Annotated in this window: 10 protein-coding genes; 7 read left to right on the top strand and 3 right to left on the bottom strand. The window is 64.4% G+C overall.

Features of this window, described 5'->3' with window-relative positions; all coding sequences use genetic code 11:
• The first annotated feature begins 45 nt into the window (after positions 1 to 45).
• The 3 genes from BLS51_RS25275 to BLS51_RS25285 all read left to right on the top strand — a co-directional run bounded on the left by BLS51_RS25275 (position 46) and on the right by BLS51_RS25285 (position 9,495).
• Positions 46 to 1,578, top strand: coding sequence for a sensor histidine kinase (locus tag BLS51_RS25275; RefSeq protein ID WP_090190555.1), 1,533 nt, complete (start codon positions 46 to 48; stop codon positions 1,576 to 1,578).
• Positions 1,579 to 1,633: 55 nt separating this feature from the next.
• On the top strand, positions 1,634 to 2,530 hold the full coding sequence (locus BLS51_RS25280) for a recombination-associated protein RdgC (RefSeq protein ID WP_090190553.1): 897 nt from the start codon (positions 1,634 to 1,636) through the stop codon (positions 2,528 to 2,530).
• 158 nt (positions 2,531 to 2,688) lie between these two features.
• Positions 2,689 to 9,495 (top strand): hypothetical protein, encoded by a 6,807-nt coding sequence (locus tag BLS51_RS25285; protein WP_090190550.1) that lies wholly within the window; start codon positions 2,689 to 2,691, stop codon positions 9,493 to 9,495.
• 68 nt (positions 9,496 to 9,563) lie between these two features.
• On the opposite strand, the gene BLS51_RS25290 is transcribed toward BLS51_RS25285, so the two are convergent.
• Positions 9,564 to 10,049, bottom strand: coding sequence for an asparaginase domain-containing protein (locus tag BLS51_RS25290; protein WP_090190547.1), 486 nt, complete (start codon positions 10,047 to 10,049; stop codon positions 9,564 to 9,566).
• Positions 10,050 to 10,155: 106 nt separating this feature from the next.
• Between BLS51_RS25290 and BLS51_RS25295 the strand changes: the two genes are divergently transcribed.
• A complete protein-coding gene (locus BLS51_RS25295) occupies positions 10,156 to 10,914 on the top strand; it encodes an L-asparaginase (protein WP_090190545.1) in 759 nt (252 codons plus the stop codon).
• Here the strand turns inward: BLS51_RS25295 and BLS51_RS25300 are convergent.
• Positions 10,886 to 11,875, bottom strand: a complete 990-nt coding sequence (locus tag BLS51_RS25300; protein WP_090190543.1) for a D-2-hydroxyacid dehydrogenase family protein — start codon at positions 11,873 to 11,875, stop codon at positions 10,886 to 10,888. The genes BLS51_RS25295 and BLS51_RS25300 overlap by 29 nt on opposite strands.
• Positions 11,876 to 12,157: 282 nt before the next feature.
• Here BLS51_RS25300 and BLS51_RS25305 point away from each other — a divergent pair, with 282 nt between their 5' ends.
• The 3 genes from BLS51_RS25305 to BLS51_RS25315 all read left to right on the top strand — a co-directional run bounded on the left by BLS51_RS25305 (position 12,158) and on the right by BLS51_RS25315 (position 15,942).
• Complete coding sequence (locus tag BLS51_RS25305; RefSeq protein WP_090190541.1) at positions 12,158 to 14,023, top strand: phosphoenolpyruvate carboxykinase (GTP); 1,866 nt, start codon at positions 12,158 to 12,160, stop codon at positions 14,021 to 14,023.
• A 105-nt stretch (positions 14,024 to 14,128) separates the two neighbouring features.
• Positions 14,129 to 14,746 (top strand): TetR/AcrR family transcriptional regulator, encoded by a 618-nt coding sequence (locus BLS51_RS25310; protein WP_090190539.1) that lies wholly within the window; start codon positions 14,129 to 14,131, stop codon positions 14,744 to 14,746.
• 194 nt (positions 14,747 to 14,940) lie between these two features.
• Entirely contained in the window at positions 14,941 to 15,942 is a 1,002-nt protein-coding gene (locus BLS51_RS25315) for a hypothetical protein (protein WP_090190536.1), read from the top strand.
• A gap of 1 nt (position 15,943) precedes the next feature.
• On the opposite strand, the gene BLS51_RS25320 is transcribed toward BLS51_RS25315, so the two are convergent.
• Positions 15,944 to 17,377: an aldehyde dehydrogenase family protein gene (locus BLS51_RS25320; RefSeq protein WP_090190533.1), complete on the bottom strand. Its 1,434-nt coding sequence runs from the start codon at positions 17,375 to 17,377 to the stop codon at positions 15,944 to 15,946.
• Positions 17,378 to 17,503: the final 126 nt, after the last annotated feature.

The following is a 17,503-nucleotide window of genomic DNA, read 5'->3' on the forward strand; positions in this document are numbered from 1 at the left end:
ACCAAGGTATATTGATGAAAGCATCTTTTGCCGGGAGTTACAGACATGCTGGAGCATCTGAGTATCCAACAGCGCTTTCGCCTGCTGCTGGTGGTTTCGCTGGCCTGCTTTGCGCTGTGTGGCGTGATCGTGTTTCGCACGCTGGCAGAGATCCGCGTCAACGGTCCGATCTATGAGCGCATCATGCAGGGGCAGGACCTGGTGGCCGACATCCTGCCGCCGCCAGCCTATCTGATGGAATCCTACCTGATCGCGCTGCAGCTGAACGACGCCGATGCCGCGCATACGGCTCCTCTGCTGCAGCGCATGCGCATGGCCGAACAGACGTATCAGCAACGCCACCGCTACTGGCTGGCGCAGGGCTTGAGCGGCGAACTGGAGGAAAAGTTTCTCAAGCAATCGCATCAACTGGCGGAATCGTTCTACGCCACCGCCTTCGCGCAGCTGGCGCCGGCGTTGCAGGCCGGCGACGATGCGGCGGCGCGGCGGGTGCTGTCGCAGCTGGGCGCCATCTACGAACAGCAGCGGCTGGTGATCGACCGCGTGGTGGCGCTGGCGCGCGCCCGCATGGCGGCCGACGAGGTGGCCGCACGCGAGCGCATCCAGCTGATGGCCTGGACGCTGGCGGTGATGTTCGCGCTGATCGTCGGCGTCTTCATCCTGATCTTCAACACCGTACGGCGCAGCATTGCCGATCCCATCCTGGATGCGCTGAAGATCACGCAAAGCGTCGCCAGCGGCGACTGGAACCAGCAGATCCGTGCCGACGCGCGCGGCGATGCCGGCCGCCTGCTGCATGCGGTACGCGACATCGTCAAGAATACGCAGGCCGAAATCGTCAAGGCGGAAAAGATGGCGGCGCTGGGCTCGCTGGTGGCGGGCGTGTCGCATGAGCTGAACACGCCGGTGGGGAACGGCCTGATGGCGGTCAGCACGCTGAGCGAAGACTTGCGCAGCTTCCGTGGCAAGATGCAGCAAGGGCTGAAGCGCTCGGTGCTGGACGAGTTCCTGCACTCGGTGGAAACCGGCGCCGACCTGGCGATGCGCAACCTGCAGCGCGCCGCTGAATTGGTCACCAGTTTCAAGCAGGTGGCGGCCGACCGCACCAGTTCGCAGCGGCGCCGCTTCCTGCTGCACCAGGTGGCGCATGAAACACAGCTGACGCTGCATCCGATGCTGAAGCGCGCCAACTGCACGGTGGTGGTGGACGTGCCGCAGACGCTGCAACTGGACAGCTTCCCCGGCCCGCTGGGCCAGGTCATCGCCAACCTGATCGAGAACGCCGCCAGGCATGGACTGGAGGGCAGCGGCGGCGTCATCACGCTGAGCGCGCGCCCGGCCACCGATACCACGTTGACGATTTCGGTGTCCGACCGTGGCAAGGGTATCGCCGCCGAGCTGCACCAGCATGTGTTCGAGCCGTTCTACACCACGCGGCTGGGACAGGGCGGCAGCGGGCTAGGGTTGCATATTGCCCACAACATCGTCTACCAGATCCTGGGCGGCAGCATGGAGCTGACCAGTGCGGCGGGCAGCGGCGCGCGTTTTGACGTGACAATCCCGCTGATTGCGCCGTGATTAGCGTGTAAAATGACGCTCTTTTGCAATCTCCGAAACAAGGCCTGTCAACTTTATGTGGTTCAAGAATCTACAGATTTACCGTCTGCCGGCCCCTTGGGCCTACACCCCCGAACAACTGGAAGAAGCACTGAGCTCGAACGCGTTCACGCCGGCCAGCAGCAATGAGCTGCTGCGCCAGGGCTGGGACAAGCCGCGTCCAAATGGCGGCCTGGTCCACGTGGTCAACAAGCAGATGCTGATCCTGCTGGGCACCGAGAAAAAACTGCTGCCGAATTCGGTCATCAACCAGGTTGCCAAGGCGCGCGCCGCCGAGATGGAAGAAGCCCAGGGCTTCGCGCCAGGCAAGAAAGCCATGAAGGAACTGAAGGAACGCGTGGCCGACGAGCTGCTGCCGCGCGCCTTCTCGATCCGTGGCAATGTCTGGACCTGGATCGACCCGGTCAACGGCTGGCTGGTGGTGGACGCCGCCTCGCCTGCCAAGGCCGATGAAGTCATCAAGCTGCTGCTGAAAGCGGTCGACCGCATGCCGCTGGAAAGCCTGCGCGTGCAGCGCTCGCCGGTGGGCGTGATGACCGAATGGCTGCAAACCGACGAGGCGCCGGCCGGCTTCACCGTCGATATGGACACCGAACTGCGCGCCACCGGCGAAAGCAAGGCGGCGGTACGCTACGTCAAGCATTCGCTGGACCCGGAAGAAGTGCGCCGTCACATCGCCGCCGGCAAGCAGTGCACCCGCCTGGCCATGACCTGGGACAGCAAGATTTCCTTTGTGCTGACTGAATCGCTGGCGATCAAGGGTGTCAAGCCGCTGGATGTGCTGGACGAAAAAGACGCCGGCGTGCGCAACGACGACGAGCGCTTCGACGGCGATTTCATGCTGATGACCGGCGAGCTGTCCAAGCTGATGGCCGACGTGGTGGAAGCACTGGGCGGCGAAGCCAAGGCCTGATCCTCCGCGTTACTTGCTGTTGATATAAAAATGCTGCGAAGTCATTGATTTCGCGGCATTTTTTTTGTGGTGCGCATGAAAAAAATTCGTCATTGCCTTGTGGAAACTTAGGCAATTTCTGCTATAGTGAAAAGTCTTATCAAAAGAGGAATTCTCCTATGAGCGGGCCCATCGGTTTGACACCCCAGCAGATCGCCAGTTTGACCGTATCGCAGATCACGGCCTGGACGACCGATGACTTCCTTAACCTCGACGAAAGCCAGACGCCGTGGCTATCGCCGACCGTGGTGGCGGCGATCAGCAGCAAGCAACTGGCGGCGCTCACGCCGGGCAATATGGCGGTGCTGACCACGCGCGCCATCACCGCGCTCAATCCCACCGTGCTGAATGCCGCCGGCGCCGTCCAGCCAGCGCTGATGGGCGCGCTGACCGACATCCAGATCGCCGCGCTGACGGTGGCCCAGGTCACCGCGCTGGGCACCAGGGCGTTCAGCAACCTGGCGCCGGCGGCGATTGCCTCGTTTGAATCGGCCGATGTGGCCGCTCTCAGCACCGCCAATATCGCGCTGCTGGATGCCGGCCAGATCGGGCTGATGGTAAGCCGCCAGTTTGCCGGTCTGAGCAGCCGTCAGGCCGCCGTGCTGACCACCAACGAAATCCAGGCCATCAGCGACGAGGGCATCGCCGCGCTGAACACCCAGGTGATTGCCGGCTTGAGCAGCAAGCAGATGGCTGCGTTGACCGAGAACCAGGCGATCGCGCTGACCACGCGCCAGGCCAATGCGCTGAGTTCGTCGCAACTGGCGGCCTTGTCCGACGCCAGCTTTGGCGCACTGGAGTCGCAGGACATCGGCGCCATCCGGACCGCCACCATCGCCGCCATGTCGACGCGCCAGATCGCGCTGCTGTCGGCCGAGCAGCTGGGCGGCATGAGCACCACGCAATTCTCCGTGCTGAGCACGCGGCAGGTGGCAGCGCTGAACAGCGATGCGCTGTCCGGCCTGCCGACCGCCGACCTGGCCGCGCTGAGCACCAGCGTGGTGGCGCAGCTGAGCACCGCCGTGCTGGCGCAACTGGGCACCGACCAGATCCGCGCCTTCAGCACACAGCAGATCCTGGCGCTGGGCAGCGCCCAGTTCGCCGCGCTGAGTCCGGAGCAGATCAGCAATCTGCGTACCGCGCAGTTGAACGTGCTCGGTTCGCGCCAACTGGCCGGCTGGTCTACCGACGACATCCTGGCGCTGGACGCCGGCGACCTGCCCTTCCTCAGCACCGCCGCCATCGATGCGCTGACGTCGCGCCAGTTCAGCGTGCTGGGCGGCGATGATTACAGCGCGATTGCCAGTCTCACGTCGACGCAGATTGCCGCGCTGCGCACCAGCACGCTGGCGGCGCTGAACAGCGACCAGGCGACACTGCTGACCACCCGTCAGCTGGCCGCGCTGAGCACCAGCCAGGCCGCCGTATTGTCCACCGCCGTGGTCAGTGCGCTGTCACCCGCCAGTATCGGCGCGCTCAAGACACAGGTCATCGCGACGCTGTCGACACGCCAGCTGGCAGTGCTGACCAGCGACCAGATCGCCGGCCTGAGCACGGCCCAGTTCTCGGCGTTGAGCAGCCGCCAGCTGGCGGCCCTCGGCAGCGACAGCATCGGCGGCCTGTCCAGCGCAGACCTGGCGGCCCTGACCACCAATGCCATCTCGCTGCTGACGCCGGGCCTGCTGGAAATCCTCGCCACGGCGCAACTGGCCGGGCTGGGCTCGCGTCACTTCGCGGTGATGAACACGGCGCAGATCACCGCGCTGATGCCGGAACAGATAGGCTCGCTGAGCTCGCAGCAAATCGCCGGTTTCGGTGCCTTGCAGGTGAGCGCGCTGAGCATTTACGATGTTGCCGAACTGAGCACGCGCGCCATCCGCGCGCTGAGCACCGCAAGCATCGCCGCGCTGAACTCGGCGCAACTGCCGGAGCTGGGCGGCGACGCCAGCGTATTCGGCACGTTGACCACCGCGCAACTGGCGGCGCTGCGCACCAATGCGCTGGCCGCCATCACCTTTGAGCAGATCGCCGCGCTGACCACGGCGCAGGCTGCGGTGCTGAGCACCAGCCAGGCCGCCGCACTGGGCGACAAGCTGTCGCTGGGCCTGGAAAGCGCTGATTTTGCCGCCCTCAGCACGAATGTCATCGCCACGCTGAGCACGCAACAAGTGGCGCTGCTGCTGGGCGAGCAGGTCAGCGCGCTGACCACGCAGCAGGCCGCCGCGCTGAGCTCGCGCCAGTTTGCCGCCATCACGTATCTGGGCCTGATGGGCCTGCAAAGCGCCGATTTTGGTGCGCTGTCCACCAACACCATCGCCAGCATTGGCACCGACACGCTGCTGGTGCTGACCACCAGCCAGCTGGGTGGCCTGGTGACGCGCCAGATCGGCGCGCTGGGTTCGCGCCAGCTGAACGTGCTGACCACCGACCAGATCGCCAGCTTGCGCTCGGCGCAGATCGGTGCACTGACGTCGGCGCAGGTGGCCGGACTGGCGAGCGATACGGTGGCTGCCATCAGCAGCGCCGGCGTGGCCGCGCTGAACACCAGCGCGGTTGCCGCGTTGAACTCGGCGCAACTGGCCGCGCTGGCGGACGACATCCAGGTGCTGAGCACGCAACAGATCGCCGCGCTGCGCAGCGGCGCTCTGCAAGGACTGACCACCGACGAGGTGGTGGCGCTGAGCACCCGCCAGGTCGCCGCACTGAGCAGCGATCAGGCGCGCGCGCTGAGCACCGACGCCATCGCCAGCCTGGAAACGGCCGACTTTGCCGCTTTGCGCACCGCCGCCATCGCCGCCCTGAATACGCAGCAGATCGCCGCGCTGACCAGCGACCAGCTGGCAGCGATGACGCCGGCGCAATTCCAGGCGCTCAACACGCGCCAGTTGGGCGCGTTGCCGAGCGACGCCATCGCCGGCTTCTCCAGCGACAGCCTGGCCGCGCTCGGCCCGGCCTTCATCGCCGCGCTGTCGCTGGAGATGGTTGCCGGCCTCACCTCCGACCAGTTGAACAGCCTCAGTTCGCAGCAGATCGGCGTGTTCAGCAGCAAACAGCTGACGGCGCTGAGCCCGGAACAAGTGTCCTTCCTCGGCACGCGCCAGATCATCGGCCTCAACACGCGCAACCTGGCGGGCCTGAGCAGCGACGACATCGCCGCCATCGGCAGCAACGGCATGCGCGCGCTGAGTACCGCCATGCTGCTGGCGCTGAGCAGCACGCAACTGGCGGCGCTGGGCGCCGGCCCGGACGGCAACCTGTTCGGCAGCCTGAGCAGCGCCCAGTTCGGCGCACTGAACTCGCGCATCATCGCCGCACTGACCACCGACCAGATTGTCGCCTTGAGCACGGCCCAGGCGGCCATGCTGACCACTGCGCAACTGAGCGCGCTGGGCACCAACGATATCGCCGCGCTGGAAACGGCTGATCTGGCGGCGATCCGCACCGCCACGCTGAGCGCGCTGAATTCGCGCCAGGTGGCCGCGCTGGGCAGCGACCAGGTGACGGCGCTGACCAGCAGCCAGATCGCCACGCTGAGCTCGGCGCAATTCGCTGCACTCAGCTCGAATGGCGTGCTGGGCCTGGAACTGAACGATATGCCGGCGCTGAATACCAGCGTCATCGCCAGCCTGTCGACCCGCGCGCTGGGCGCACTGACCACCGACCAGGTCGCCGCGCTGGCGACGCGCCAGATCGCGGCGCTGGGCACGGCGCAGTTGAACGCGCTGAGCACCGACCAGATGCTGAATCTGCAAACGGCGCAGGCGGCTGCGCTGACCTCGCTGCAAGTGGGCAATCTGGCGCTGCGCGAACTGGCAGCGCTGGGTAGCGACAACCTGGCGGCGTTGAAGACCTCTGCCATTGCGGCGCTGAGCTCGGCCCAACTGAGCGTGCTGGGCAACGATCCTTACGGCAGCGGCGAAACGCTGATCTGGGTGCTGACCACGGCGCAGATCGCCGCGCTGCGCACGGCCGCGCTGGCCGGGCTGCGCACTGCGCAAGCGGCCGCGCTGACGTCCGACCAGGTCGGCGCGCTGAGCAGCGCCCAGCTGGCGGCGTTGCCGAATGCCGATCTGCGCGCCTTCGATCTGGAAGATATCGCGGCGCTGAAAACCAGCACCATCAAGGGCTTGTCGTCCGGCCAGCTGGCCGGCCTGACGTCCGACCAGTTCGGCGTGCTGACCACCAGCCAGTTCGCCTCGCTGGGTACTGGCGCGCTGAGCGGACTGACGCCGGCACAGGCGGTCGCCATCAGCCTCGATCAGGCGGCGGTCATCAGCAGCGCGCAGTTGTCGGCGCTGTCGGTGGCAGCCATCGCCAGGCTGGAGGATGAAGACGTGGCGGCGCTGCAAACCCGCGCCATCACCGGCCTGACGCCGGCGCAGATGGCCGCGCTGACCGCCAGCCAGGTGGCGGCGCTGATCACCGAGCAGGTGGCGGCGCTGAGCAGCCGCCAGATCGGTGCGCTGTCCGACAGCCGCATTGCCGGCCTGGAAGCGGAGGATATCGCCGCCATCAACACCCAGGCGCTGGCCGGCCTGGCCACCAGCGCCATGACGCGCCTGAACAACGACCAGCTGCTCAGCTTCAGCACCCGTCAGATTGTGGCGCTCGGTTCGGCCCAGGTGGCGGCGCTGCGCCCGGCGCAAGTGAGCGCGCTCAGTGAAGAGCAGGTGGCGGTGCTGACCACGCGCCAGATTGCCGGCCTGTCGTCCGCCAGCCTGGTGGCGCTGGATACCGATGTCGGCGTGCTGAGCACGCAGGCGGTAGCGGCGCTGTCGGCCGCGCAGATTGGCGCGCTGGGCGTCAACGCGGCGGGCGCCGCTGTCAATGTTGACTTGCTCAGCACGCAGCAGATCGCCGCCATCAACACCAGCGCGTTGCAGTTCCTCAGCGCCGCGCAGCAGAAAGCCTTCAGCAGCGACCAGATCGGTGCGCTGACGGTGAAGCAGATCAATTCGCTGTCGCCGGCCTTTATGCGCGTCCTCAGCGCGCCGCAAATGGCTGGCTTGTCGACCGCGCAGGTGGCGGCACTCAGCACCGTGCAGCTGAATGGTTTCAGCATCGCCCAGTTCAGCGCTTTCAGTTCGGACCAGGTGCATGCCTTGTCGGCGGCGCAGTTCGGCAGCCTGCCGGCCGCCAACATCGGCGCGCTTGGCACCGACACGCTGGCGGCGATCAGTGTGGCCGCCATCGCCGGCCTGACGCCAGAACAATTGAATGCGCTGGGTGGCAAAGGCCTCGGCATCTCCGCGCTGAGCACGGCGCAAGTCGCAGCGCTCAGCACCCGCACCTTTGCCAGTCTGACCACCGCGCAGGCGGTGGCGCTGACGTCCGACCAGGCAGCCGCGCTGACCGGCGTGCAGCTGGGCGCTTTGCCGTTGAGCGTGGTTGGCGCGATGCAGGCGGAAGACATCGGCGCCTTGCAGATGGCTGCCGTGGCGGCGCTGAAAACGCAACAACTGCTGGCGTTGAAACCGACCCAGATCGCCGCGCTCAGCGCTGGCCAGGTTGCGGTGCTGAGCAGCGCCCAGCTGGCGTCGCTGTCGGCCGCCCAAGTGCCTTACCTCGACCTGGAAGACGTCGCCTCGATCGCGCCACAACTGCTGAACGCCGCCGCGCGCGACGGCAACCTGTTGGCGGCGATGAGCGCGGCGCAGTTGCAGGCGTTGACCGAGACACAGTTTGCCGCGCTGAACTCGGCGGCCATTTCGCGCCTGCGGCCGGCGTCGCTGGCGGCGGTGGAAGCGGCTGATATTGCCGTGCTCGGCACCAGTGTGATCCGCGCGCTGAGCGACGACCAGTTGCTGGCGCTGACGGTGCAGCAAGTGTCGGCGCTGACGCTGGCGCAAGTGGCGTCGCTGACGCCGCGCAACAGTGCAAACCAGTTCACCGCAGCACAGATCGCCGCCTTCTCGGGCGCGCAGCTGGCGGCGATGAGCACCGCGCTGATGGCCGACCTCAGTCCGGCCAATCTGAAGGCGATTGAAGTGGAAGACATCGCCAGCCTGAGCACGCAGCAGATCCGCGCGCTGACGCCGTTCCAGATGACGGCGCTGAGCAACGCCCAGCTGGCGCAACTGAGCACCACGCAAACCCACGTGATGACCTCGACGCAATACCACGCGCTGACAGCGACGCAGCAAGCCGCCTTCAGCGCCGAGCAAAAGGCTGCGATGACCTTCGTCACGCCGCTGGTGCTTGACCTGGACGGCAACGGCGTGCGCACGCTGGGACTGGACGCCGGCGTACGGTTCGACCTGGCGGCCAGCGGCAGCCAGCGCGCCACCGGCTGGGTTGGCGGTGGCGACGGCCTGCTGGCGCTGGACCGCAACCATGACGGCAGCATCAATGACGGCAGCGAGCTGTTCGGCTCAGCGACGAAACTGGCGGACGGCAGCACGGCCGGCAACGGCTACATCGCGCTGGCGTCGATCGACAGCAATGGCGACGGCGTCATCAATGCTGACGACGCATTGTTCGGCGAGTTGCGGGTATGGATAGATGCTGACGCGGACGGCGTCAGCCAGGCAAGCGAACTGAAAACGCTGGCCGCGCTGCACATCACCAGCCTCAACCTGGACGTGCAGAAGAGTGAAGCGGTCGACAACGGCAACCTGATCGGCCTGACCTCGACCTACACCACCGACGACGGCAAGTCGCACGCCGCAGCCGACGTCTGGTTCGCGCAAGGCCTGAGCAGCAAGGTCAGCGGCCTGACGCAAGCGCTATCGTCGTTCGGCAGCAGCAATGACAACGCGGCCACGCCGCCCGCCGCCAGCCAGTTGACGGACCACACCGCGCGCCTGGCCGAAGCGCTGCAAAGCTACGCCGCCGCCCCAGCCGGCCTCGCCGCCCACACCGGCGACGACAGCCTGCGCCTGAAAGCCCTGCAAGCCCCCCAGGGCCTGCTAGCCCTCCCCCGCTAACCTCCGGGGTCAGTTCTGCCAAACGTACACGAGCTCATGTACATTTGGCAGAACTGACCCCAGTTTTGTTAGAGGGGCTGGAAGACGCCGGCGGCTTTGTTTTTCTGGACGTTGTCCCAGGCGAAGATTTTGCCGTTCATGGCGACGTAGACGCCAGCCGGCAGGGTTTGCGCCACGCCGGTGGCGAAGCCGAGGTTGAACAGCGCGTCGGAGTTGGCGATTTCGTAGGGAATCATGGCGCCGGTCAACACGATGGTCTTGCCCAGGCTGGCCGGGCCGAGCACTTGCGCGGTCTGCGGCATGGTGTCGGTGCCGTGGATGATGACGATGGCTTTCTCGGCCGCCGCCTGGCACGAGGCCAGGATACGCTCACGGTCGGCATCCACCATGTCCAGCGAATCCATTAGCGGTAATTGCTCCAGCGCGACGTCGATGGTCAGGCGGCAACGTTTCAGCAGGTCGGGCACGTGGCTGTCGGCAAATCCTAGGGTGCCGTTGAGTTCGTTGTAGTGTTTGTCGAAGGTGCCGCCGGTGGCCAGGATGCGCAGGGTCATGATAAAAATCCAAGCTAACTAAAAGATCCGCATCATAACCTAAACATTGGGACTGGAAACTTGGGCCGACTATGTCTACACTGGTTTCTTTGTTCGTTGGCAGACTATGAAGGCGCTCGCTCCCGGCACTGTTATTTTCCACCGCCACCGTGGCTATGGCGTGATCACGACGGTCAATCTGTTGACCGGCTGGATCTCCGCCCGCTTCGGCAATGAGTCGCGCACGCTCGACTTGAACCTGTCCACCGACGAGGTGCAGTTCGCCGACGGCGAGGCCATCCTGTTCCGCCGCGCGCCGCCCGACCGCATGCCGCATGCCCGCCTGATGGCGATGGTGCGGGCACTGCACCAGGCCGGCTATCAGAAGCTTTACCTGTATTCCTGGCCCAAGCCGTCCGGCCTGCACTGGCGCTGGCATCTGTTCACCGGCCAGCGCGACTGGATGCAGCGCTCCTGGCGCGAGGGCTGGTATGGCTCGGGCGCCGATTACAACAGCAATCCGGTCATGGGCTGGGGCGATACACCCGGCGCCACCACCGAGGAGCTGATCCACGCGCTGGCCAAGTTCGATCCGCAGGGCCTGGCGCAGGCGCTGGGCCGCGACGAGGATCACAGCGCCTGGTTCGCCAGCGTCTGCGACGCGCTGCTGCCCGGCTATATGTACAGCCTCGACATGCAGCGCCCGGATGGCGGGCCGCTGATCGATATGCCGCCTGTCCCGGTGATCGCGGTGCGCGCGACGCTGCCGCCCTACGCCGGTCCGGACATCACCTGGCCGCCCGGCTGGGCCGGCCTGTGGAGCAAGGTGCATGTGATGCCGGCGCCGCGCATCAATCTCACCGGCGAGCGTAGCCTGGATTATTGATGTTGCTGGGCTCGCCGTTGGCAAAGTTCACCACGTTCTGGAAGGCGTGCTGGAAGTACAACTCGTAGCTGTCCTGCTCGACGTAGCCCAGGTGTGGCGTCGCCAGCACCGTGGGAATACGCAACAGCGGGGAATCGGCCGCCAGCGGCTCCGACGTGAACACGTCCAGCGCTGCATAGCCCGGCCGGCCTTTCTGCAGCGCCTGCTCCAGCGCGTTGTCCGCCACCAGCTCGGCACGACTGGTGTTGACGAATAGCGCGTCCGGCCGCATGCGCGCCAGATCGTCAGCAGTGACAATCCCGCGCGTGGCCTCGTTCAGCCGCAGATGCAGGCTGAGCACATGCGCTTGCCCGAAGAAAGCCGCGCGCGATTCTGCCGCGTGGTAACCATCCGCCAGCGCCTGCTCGCGGCTGGCGTCGCTGCCCCAGACCACCACCTGCATGCCGAAGGCGCGGCCGTAGCCTGCGACCGTCTGGCCGATCTTGCCGTAGCCCCAGATGCCCAGCGTGCGGCCCTTCAGCGCGAAGCCCAGCCCGTTCAGTTCTGGATTGATCGAGGCGGTCTGCCACAGCCCGTCCTTCAGGTTATTCGCGTACGGCACGATCTTGCGGGACGCCGCCATGACCAGCGCCCAGGTCAGCTCGGCCGGGGCGGTCGGCGAACCGACGCCTTCGGCAATGGCGATGCCCAGTTCGGTCGCGGCCGCCACGTCGATGTGGCCGGAGAGCCGGCCGGTCTGCGAAATCAGTTTTAAGTTCGGCAATTTGGCCAGCAGGGCGCGGTTGAATGCCGTGCGTTCGCGGATCAGCACCAGGGCATCATAAGGCGCCAGCCTGATCGCCAGCTGGCCGAGGCCGCGTGTTGTGCTATTGAATACTTTTACTTCGTGGCCAGCCAACAACTCATAGCATTTCAGGCGCTGAGTTGCATTTTGGTAATCATCGAGAATTGCGATTTTCATGAAAGATGAACGATGTTTTAAGAAATTTCGTAGGGAAATAACATGATGAGAGCTTAGTCGAATAGCCTACTACTTTACTCGACTAATTCTCCTACATTTTTGTATGGAACGCTTATGGTGGGGTGTACAATCGGCCGACAAATCAGCGCCCGCCGACCAGATCCGGGCCTGCGCCACGACCGCCGTAACGACCGCCGACCCATTTCGAATGGACCTCTGAGCGACTAGCCATAAGCTGACGACGATCTGCCGCCACCGAATTCTTTATTAATTGGAGGTACCATGAATCAGCCCTTGATGGGTGGCGTTGCACCATTGAACGCCCCAGCTTACATCAAACAGCAAAAGCTCATCAATTGGGTGGCGGAAATCGCCGCCCTGACCAAGCCGGACCGTATCTACTGGTGCGACGGCTCGCAGGAAGAGTACGACCGCCTGTGCGCGGAAATGGTTGCCGCCGGCACCATGAAAAAGCTGAACCAGGAAAAGCGTCCGAATTCCTACCTGGCCTGCTCGGACCCGACCGACGTGGCCCGCGTTGAAGACCGCACTTTCATCTGCTCCAAAACCAGGGAAGAAGCCGGCCCGACCAACAACTGGATGGACCCGGCCGACATGCGCGCCACGCTGCATCCGCTGTTCGACGGCTGTATGACCGGCCGCACCATGTATGTGGTGCCGTTCTCGATGGGCCCGCTGGGCTCGCCGATCGCCCACATCGGCGTGGAACTGTCGGACTCGCCCTACGTGGCAGTCAATATGCGCACCATGACCCGCATGGGCAAGGCCGTCTACGACGTGCTGGGCACCGATGGCGAGTTCGTGCCATGCGTGCACACCGTCGGCGCGCCGCTGAAAGCCGGCCAGAAGGATGTGGCATGGCCATGCAACGCCACCAAGTACATCGTCCACTATCCGGACACCCGCGAAATCTGGTCCTTCGGTTCCGGCTACGGCGGCAACGCGCTGCTGGGCAAGAAGTGCTTCGCGCTGCGCATCGCTTCCAACATGGGACACCAGGATGCGCAAAATGGTGGCGCCGGCTGGCTGGCCGAACACATGCTGATCCTCGGCGTAGAATCGCCGGAAGGCAAGAAGCACTATATCGCTGCCGCCTTCCCGTCGGCTTGTGGCAAGACCAACTTCGCCATGCTGATCCCGCCGGAAAGCTTCAAGGGCTGGAAGATCACCACCATCGGCGACGACATCGCCTGGATCAAGCCGGGCGCCGATGGCAAGCTGTACGCGATCAACCCGGAAGCCGGCTATTTCGGCGTGGCCCCTGGCACCAACGAAAAGACCAACTACAACTGCATGGCCTCGCTGCGCGAGAACGCCATCTTCACCAACGTCGCGCTGACCGATGACGGCGATGTCTGGTGGGAAGGCCTGAGCAAGCCGGCGCCGCAGCACCTGATCGACTGGCAAGGCAACGACTGGACGCCGGAATCGGCCTGCAAGGCCGCGCATCCGAACGCCCGCTTCACCGTGCCTGCCACGCAGAACCCGGTGATCGACCCGGCCTGGGACGATCCGGCCGGCGTGCCGATCTCGGCCTTCATCTTCGGCGGCCGCCGTTCGACCACCGTGCCGCTGGTGACCGAAGCGCGCAACTGGGTGGAAGGCGTGTACATGGCTGCCACCATGGGCTCGGAAACCACTGCGGCCGCTGCCGGCCAGATGGGCATCGTGCGCCGCGACCCGTTCGCCATGCTGCCGTTCATCGGCTACAACATGAGCGACTACTTCCAGCACTGGCTGAACCTGGGCGAGAAAGTTGGCAAGATCGACGGCGCCACGCTGCCGAAAATCTTCTGCGTCAACTGGTTCCGCACCGACGACCAGGGCCACTTTGTCTGGCCGGGCTTCGGCGACAATATGCGCGTGCTGAAGTGGATGCTGGAGCGTATCGAAGGCGAAGCTGGCGGCATCGAAAACATCTTCGGCACCACGCCGCGCTTTGGCGACCTGAAGTGGGACGGCATTCCGTTCTCGCCGGAAGAGTTCGAAACCATCACCTCGATCGACAAGGATGCGTGGCGCGAAGAACTGAAGCTGCATGAAGAACTGTTCACCAAGCTCGCCTACCACCTGCCGGAAGAACTCAAGGCAGTGAAAGCCGACCTGGAAAAACGCCTGGCACGCTAAGCTGAAGTCGGGGCCAGAGCCGACATTCGGACATTTGTCCGAATGTCGGCTCTGGCCCCGAACTTTTTTCTTGCTATTTCGCACGGGTGTGCTAAAGTTCCGCCTATGGATACTCTGACCGCAAAAAGCGAAGCGACTTATGCCGCCATTCTGGATGCCGCCCTCGACATGGCAGCCATCGAGGGCATTGGCAAGCTGTCGCTGGGCGAGCTGGCCAAGCGTACCGGCATCAGCAAGAGCGGGGTGTTTTCGCGCGTCGGCTCGCTGGAGGCCTTGCAGGCCGCCGTGCTGGATGAGTATGACCGCCGCTTTGGCGAGGAAATCTTCCTGCCGTCGCTGCAACTGCCCAAGGGCTTGCCGCGCCTGATCGCCCAGGTCCATGCCTGGTCATTGCGCGTCGCTGACGAGGGCTTGCGCAATTCGTGCCTGTACAGCGCTGGCGCGTTCGAGTTCGACGACCAGCAAGGCCCGCTGCGCGACCGTCTGCAGCAAGGCGCGGAAGCCTGGCGCGCCTCGCTGCGCAAAACCATCCTGCAGGCGGTGGAGCTGGGCCAGCTGCGTCCCGACACCGATGCCGGGCAGCTGGTCTATGAGATCTACAGTCTGATCGTCGGCCTGATCCACGACACCCGTTTCCTGCGCGATGAACACGCGCGCCGCCACATGCAGCGCGCCTTCAGCCGTCTGATATCGACCTACAAGAGCTTTAACGACCTGGAATAAACCACGCCTTTTTTTATATTAATTTCGCACACATGTGCGAAAACTGGAGCCAATGATGAAAACCATTGTATTTCTGCTGTTGCTGCTTGCTTACCTGCTATGTCGGCCATTCAGCCGCACTTTGCGGTCACTGCCAAACAACAATGACGATTTTATGCTGTTTTGACGCTGCATTTTTGATTACACTCGCTGGCATGAACATAAGTAACGACGAGAATCCGAGTCTGCTTGCACGCATCGCGCAGACCAAACGCCCAGACCTGGTGGTCACCATTGGTTATGGTGATGAATTACCTGTATTCCGCCACGCGCGCGCGTTGTGGCAGTTTTATATGTGTCATTTCCCCGGCATCGAAGTGATCTTCGTGCGCTGGTCGGACAAGCTGAAACGCGGCGAAGTGATGTCCGACGGCCACGACCTGCTGGTCGGCATCGGCGACGGCTTCCAGGGCGAGGCTGGCTACAACAACAGCGGTGTGTGGTCGCAATCGGAAAACGCGCGCTGGATTTACCGTCAGGTGCTGGTGCAGGATTACCTGCTGCGCACGCGCGACAAACCGTTCTTCCTGTACCAGACCACGATTACCTCGGTGGTGGATTTTCGCGGCCTGTGCACGGTGCTCGATCATCTCGCGCCGGTTAATTGTTTCGCCGGCCCGCTGGGCCGCCTGACCGCCCCCGAAGTGTTCAATGGCCTGACGTTCGTCAGCGGCGCCAGTGCACTGATGTCTCGCGACGTACTGCTGCGCATGCGCGAACGCTACGATCCTCATCACCCCTTTGCTACCGTGCCGAACGATATCTGGCAGGCAGCGGTCCTGGATGACGTGCCGCGCCAGGCGCTGCCGACCTTTAACTTCCTCAAGCCGCGCGCCCCGCGTGCCGATGGTGCTTATCTTTATCAGACCGCGCAGTGGCTGGTGCGAGAGGGGCACTACCATTTCCGCATCAAAACGGTGGCGCCGGAAGATGCCGCCGCGCGGCGCGAGGATATCGACCCGTGGATCATGTTGCGCCTGATGGAGGCAGTGCTCGATAGCGAGCATCTGCCGCAAGCCACGCTGGCCCTGGTAGACAAGGTGCAGCGGCTGGCCGATGGCGGCGCAGGCCAGCCTGTCGCGCCGCGTCGTGCGGGACCGTTGCACACCGGTCCGCGCGATTTTGCGATGAACGATAACGAAATCGCCTACCCCTGATTCAGCGGTATTGCGCCGCTTCGCCGAGGATGGCTTTCGGCTCCAGGTAGGCTTCCAGCCCGTATGGACCGAATTCGCGGCCGATGCCGGACTGCTTGAAGCCGCCGAACGGCGCGATCAGATCGTCGTGGATGCCGTTGATGTGCACCCGGCCAGCCACCAGCTGATCCGCCACGCGGCTGGCGCGCGCCAGGTCGGTGGAGCTGACATAGGCTTGCAGGCCATAGGGCGTATCGTTGGCGATGGCGATCGCTTCCTCTTCCGTTTCGTAGCTCATGATGGACAGCACCGGGCCGAAGATCTCTTCCCTGGCAATGGTCATCGCAGGCGTCACGCCGGCAAACACGGTCGGCTTGATGAAGTAGCCAGCCTCCAGTCCCTGCGGCTTGCCCAGGCCACCGGTGACCAGTTCCGCCCCTTCTTCAATGCCGATGGCGATGTAACGCTGCACGCGCTCATACTGCTTGTGCGTGACGACAGGCCCGAGCGACACCGCCGCCTGCTGCGGATCGCCCACCACCACCGCTTCCGCCGCCGTCTTGGCCAGTGCCTTCACTTCGTCGAGACGATGCGCCGGCACCAGCAAGCGCGTGCCAGCAATGCAGGCCTGGCCGTTGTTCATATAGCAGGCTGCCACCGCAGTCGGGATAGCCCTGGCAAAATCGGCGTCGTCGAGGATCACGTTGGCGCTCTTGCCGCCCAGTTCCAGCGTGACGCGCTTCATGGTGTCGACGCCGAGGCGGGCGATCTGTTTGCCTACCGGCGTCGATCCGGTGAAGGAAATCTTGGTGATGTCCGGGTGCGTGCTCAGTTCCGCGCCGACCACGTCGCCACGGCCGTTGACGATGTTGACCACGCCCGACGGCAGCGCGGCCGCGTGGAAGGCTTCGGTCAGGATCTGGTTCTGGCGCGCGCTCAATTCGCTCGGCTTGACCACCACCGTGCAGCCGGCCGCGATCGCCGTCGCGACTTTATTCGCCACGAACCACGCGCTGGAATTCCACGGCGTGATGATGCCGACCACACCCACCGGTTCCAGCTTGACCCTGGCGGTGTTGACGGTTTTTTCGAAGGCATGATCGTCCATCACCTTTTTCACGTCGAGGAACATGTTAGCGGTGTAGCGCGAGCGGGCCATGCTGGTGTTGAGCGGGCCGCCGTATTCCTCCACCAGCGCAGCGGCGGCTTCGTCTGCGCGTGCCAGCACCGCGTCGTGCAGGCGTTGCAGCATAGCGCCGCGTTCCGCCTTGCCGGTGCGCGCGAAGGCCGGGAAGGCCGCCCTGGCGGCGGCGATGGCGCGGCGCGTGTCTTCGGCGTCGCCCAGCCGCACCTGGCCGGCCAGCTGGCCAGTGGTCGGATTGACAAGGTCAAACATCTCGGCGCCGTGCGGCGTGACGAACTGGCCGTTGATGTAGATTTGATCGATGAGGTACATGATGGCTCCATGGCAGGTTGATGGAGCCATTCTAGAAATCGCCGCGCCGGCGCATCAGTGGGTTTTCTGCCGTATGGTTGCCTGATTCTGCATTCCACGCCGGGGTTTTGGCATTTCGTCACAATT

Origin of the sequence: Duganella sp. OV510, from assembly GCF_900100205.1 — a bacterium.
Taxonomy (GTDB): Bacteria; Pseudomonadota; Gammaproteobacteria; order Burkholderiales; family Burkholderiaceae_D; genus Rugamonas.

Excerpts from the sequence above, each read along its gene's own strand:
- BLS51_RS25275 (WP_090190555.1), top strand. The coding sequence starts at position 46 with ATGCTGGAGCATCTGAGTATCCAACAGCGCTTTCGCCTGCTGCTGGTG.
- BLS51_RS25280 (WP_090190553.1), top strand. The coding sequence starts at position 1,634 with ATGTGGTTCAAGAATCTACAGATTTACCGTCTGCCGGCCCCTTGGGCC.
- BLS51_RS25285 (WP_090190550.1), top strand. The coding sequence starts at position 2,689 with ATGAGCGGGCCCATCGGTTTGACACCCCAGCAGATCGCCAGTTTGACC.
- BLS51_RS25290 (WP_090190547.1), bottom strand. The coding sequence starts at position 10,049 with ATGACCCTGCGCATCCTGGCCACCGGCGGCACCTTCGACAAACACTAC.
- BLS51_RS25295 (WP_090190545.1), top strand. The coding sequence starts at position 10,156 with ATGAAGGCGCTCGCTCCCGGCACTGTTATTTTCCACCGCCACCGTGGC.
- BLS51_RS25300 (WP_090190543.1), bottom strand. The coding sequence starts at position 11,875 with ATGAAAATCGCAATTCTCGATGATTACCAAAATGCAACTCAGCGCCTG.
- BLS51_RS25305 (WP_090190541.1), top strand. The coding sequence starts at position 12,158 with ATGAATCAGCCCTTGATGGGTGGCGTTGCACCATTGAACGCCCCAGCT.
- BLS51_RS25310 (WP_090190539.1), top strand. The coding sequence starts at position 14,129 with ATGGATACTCTGACCGCAAAAAGCGAAGCGACTTATGCCGCCATTCTG.
- BLS51_RS25315 (WP_090190536.1), top strand. The coding sequence starts at position 14,941 with ATGAACATAAGTAACGACGAGAATCCGAGTCTGCTTGCACGCATCGCG.
- BLS51_RS25320 (WP_090190533.1), bottom strand. The coding sequence starts at position 17,377 with ATGTACCTCATCGATCAAATCTACATCAACGGCCAGTTCGTCACGCCG.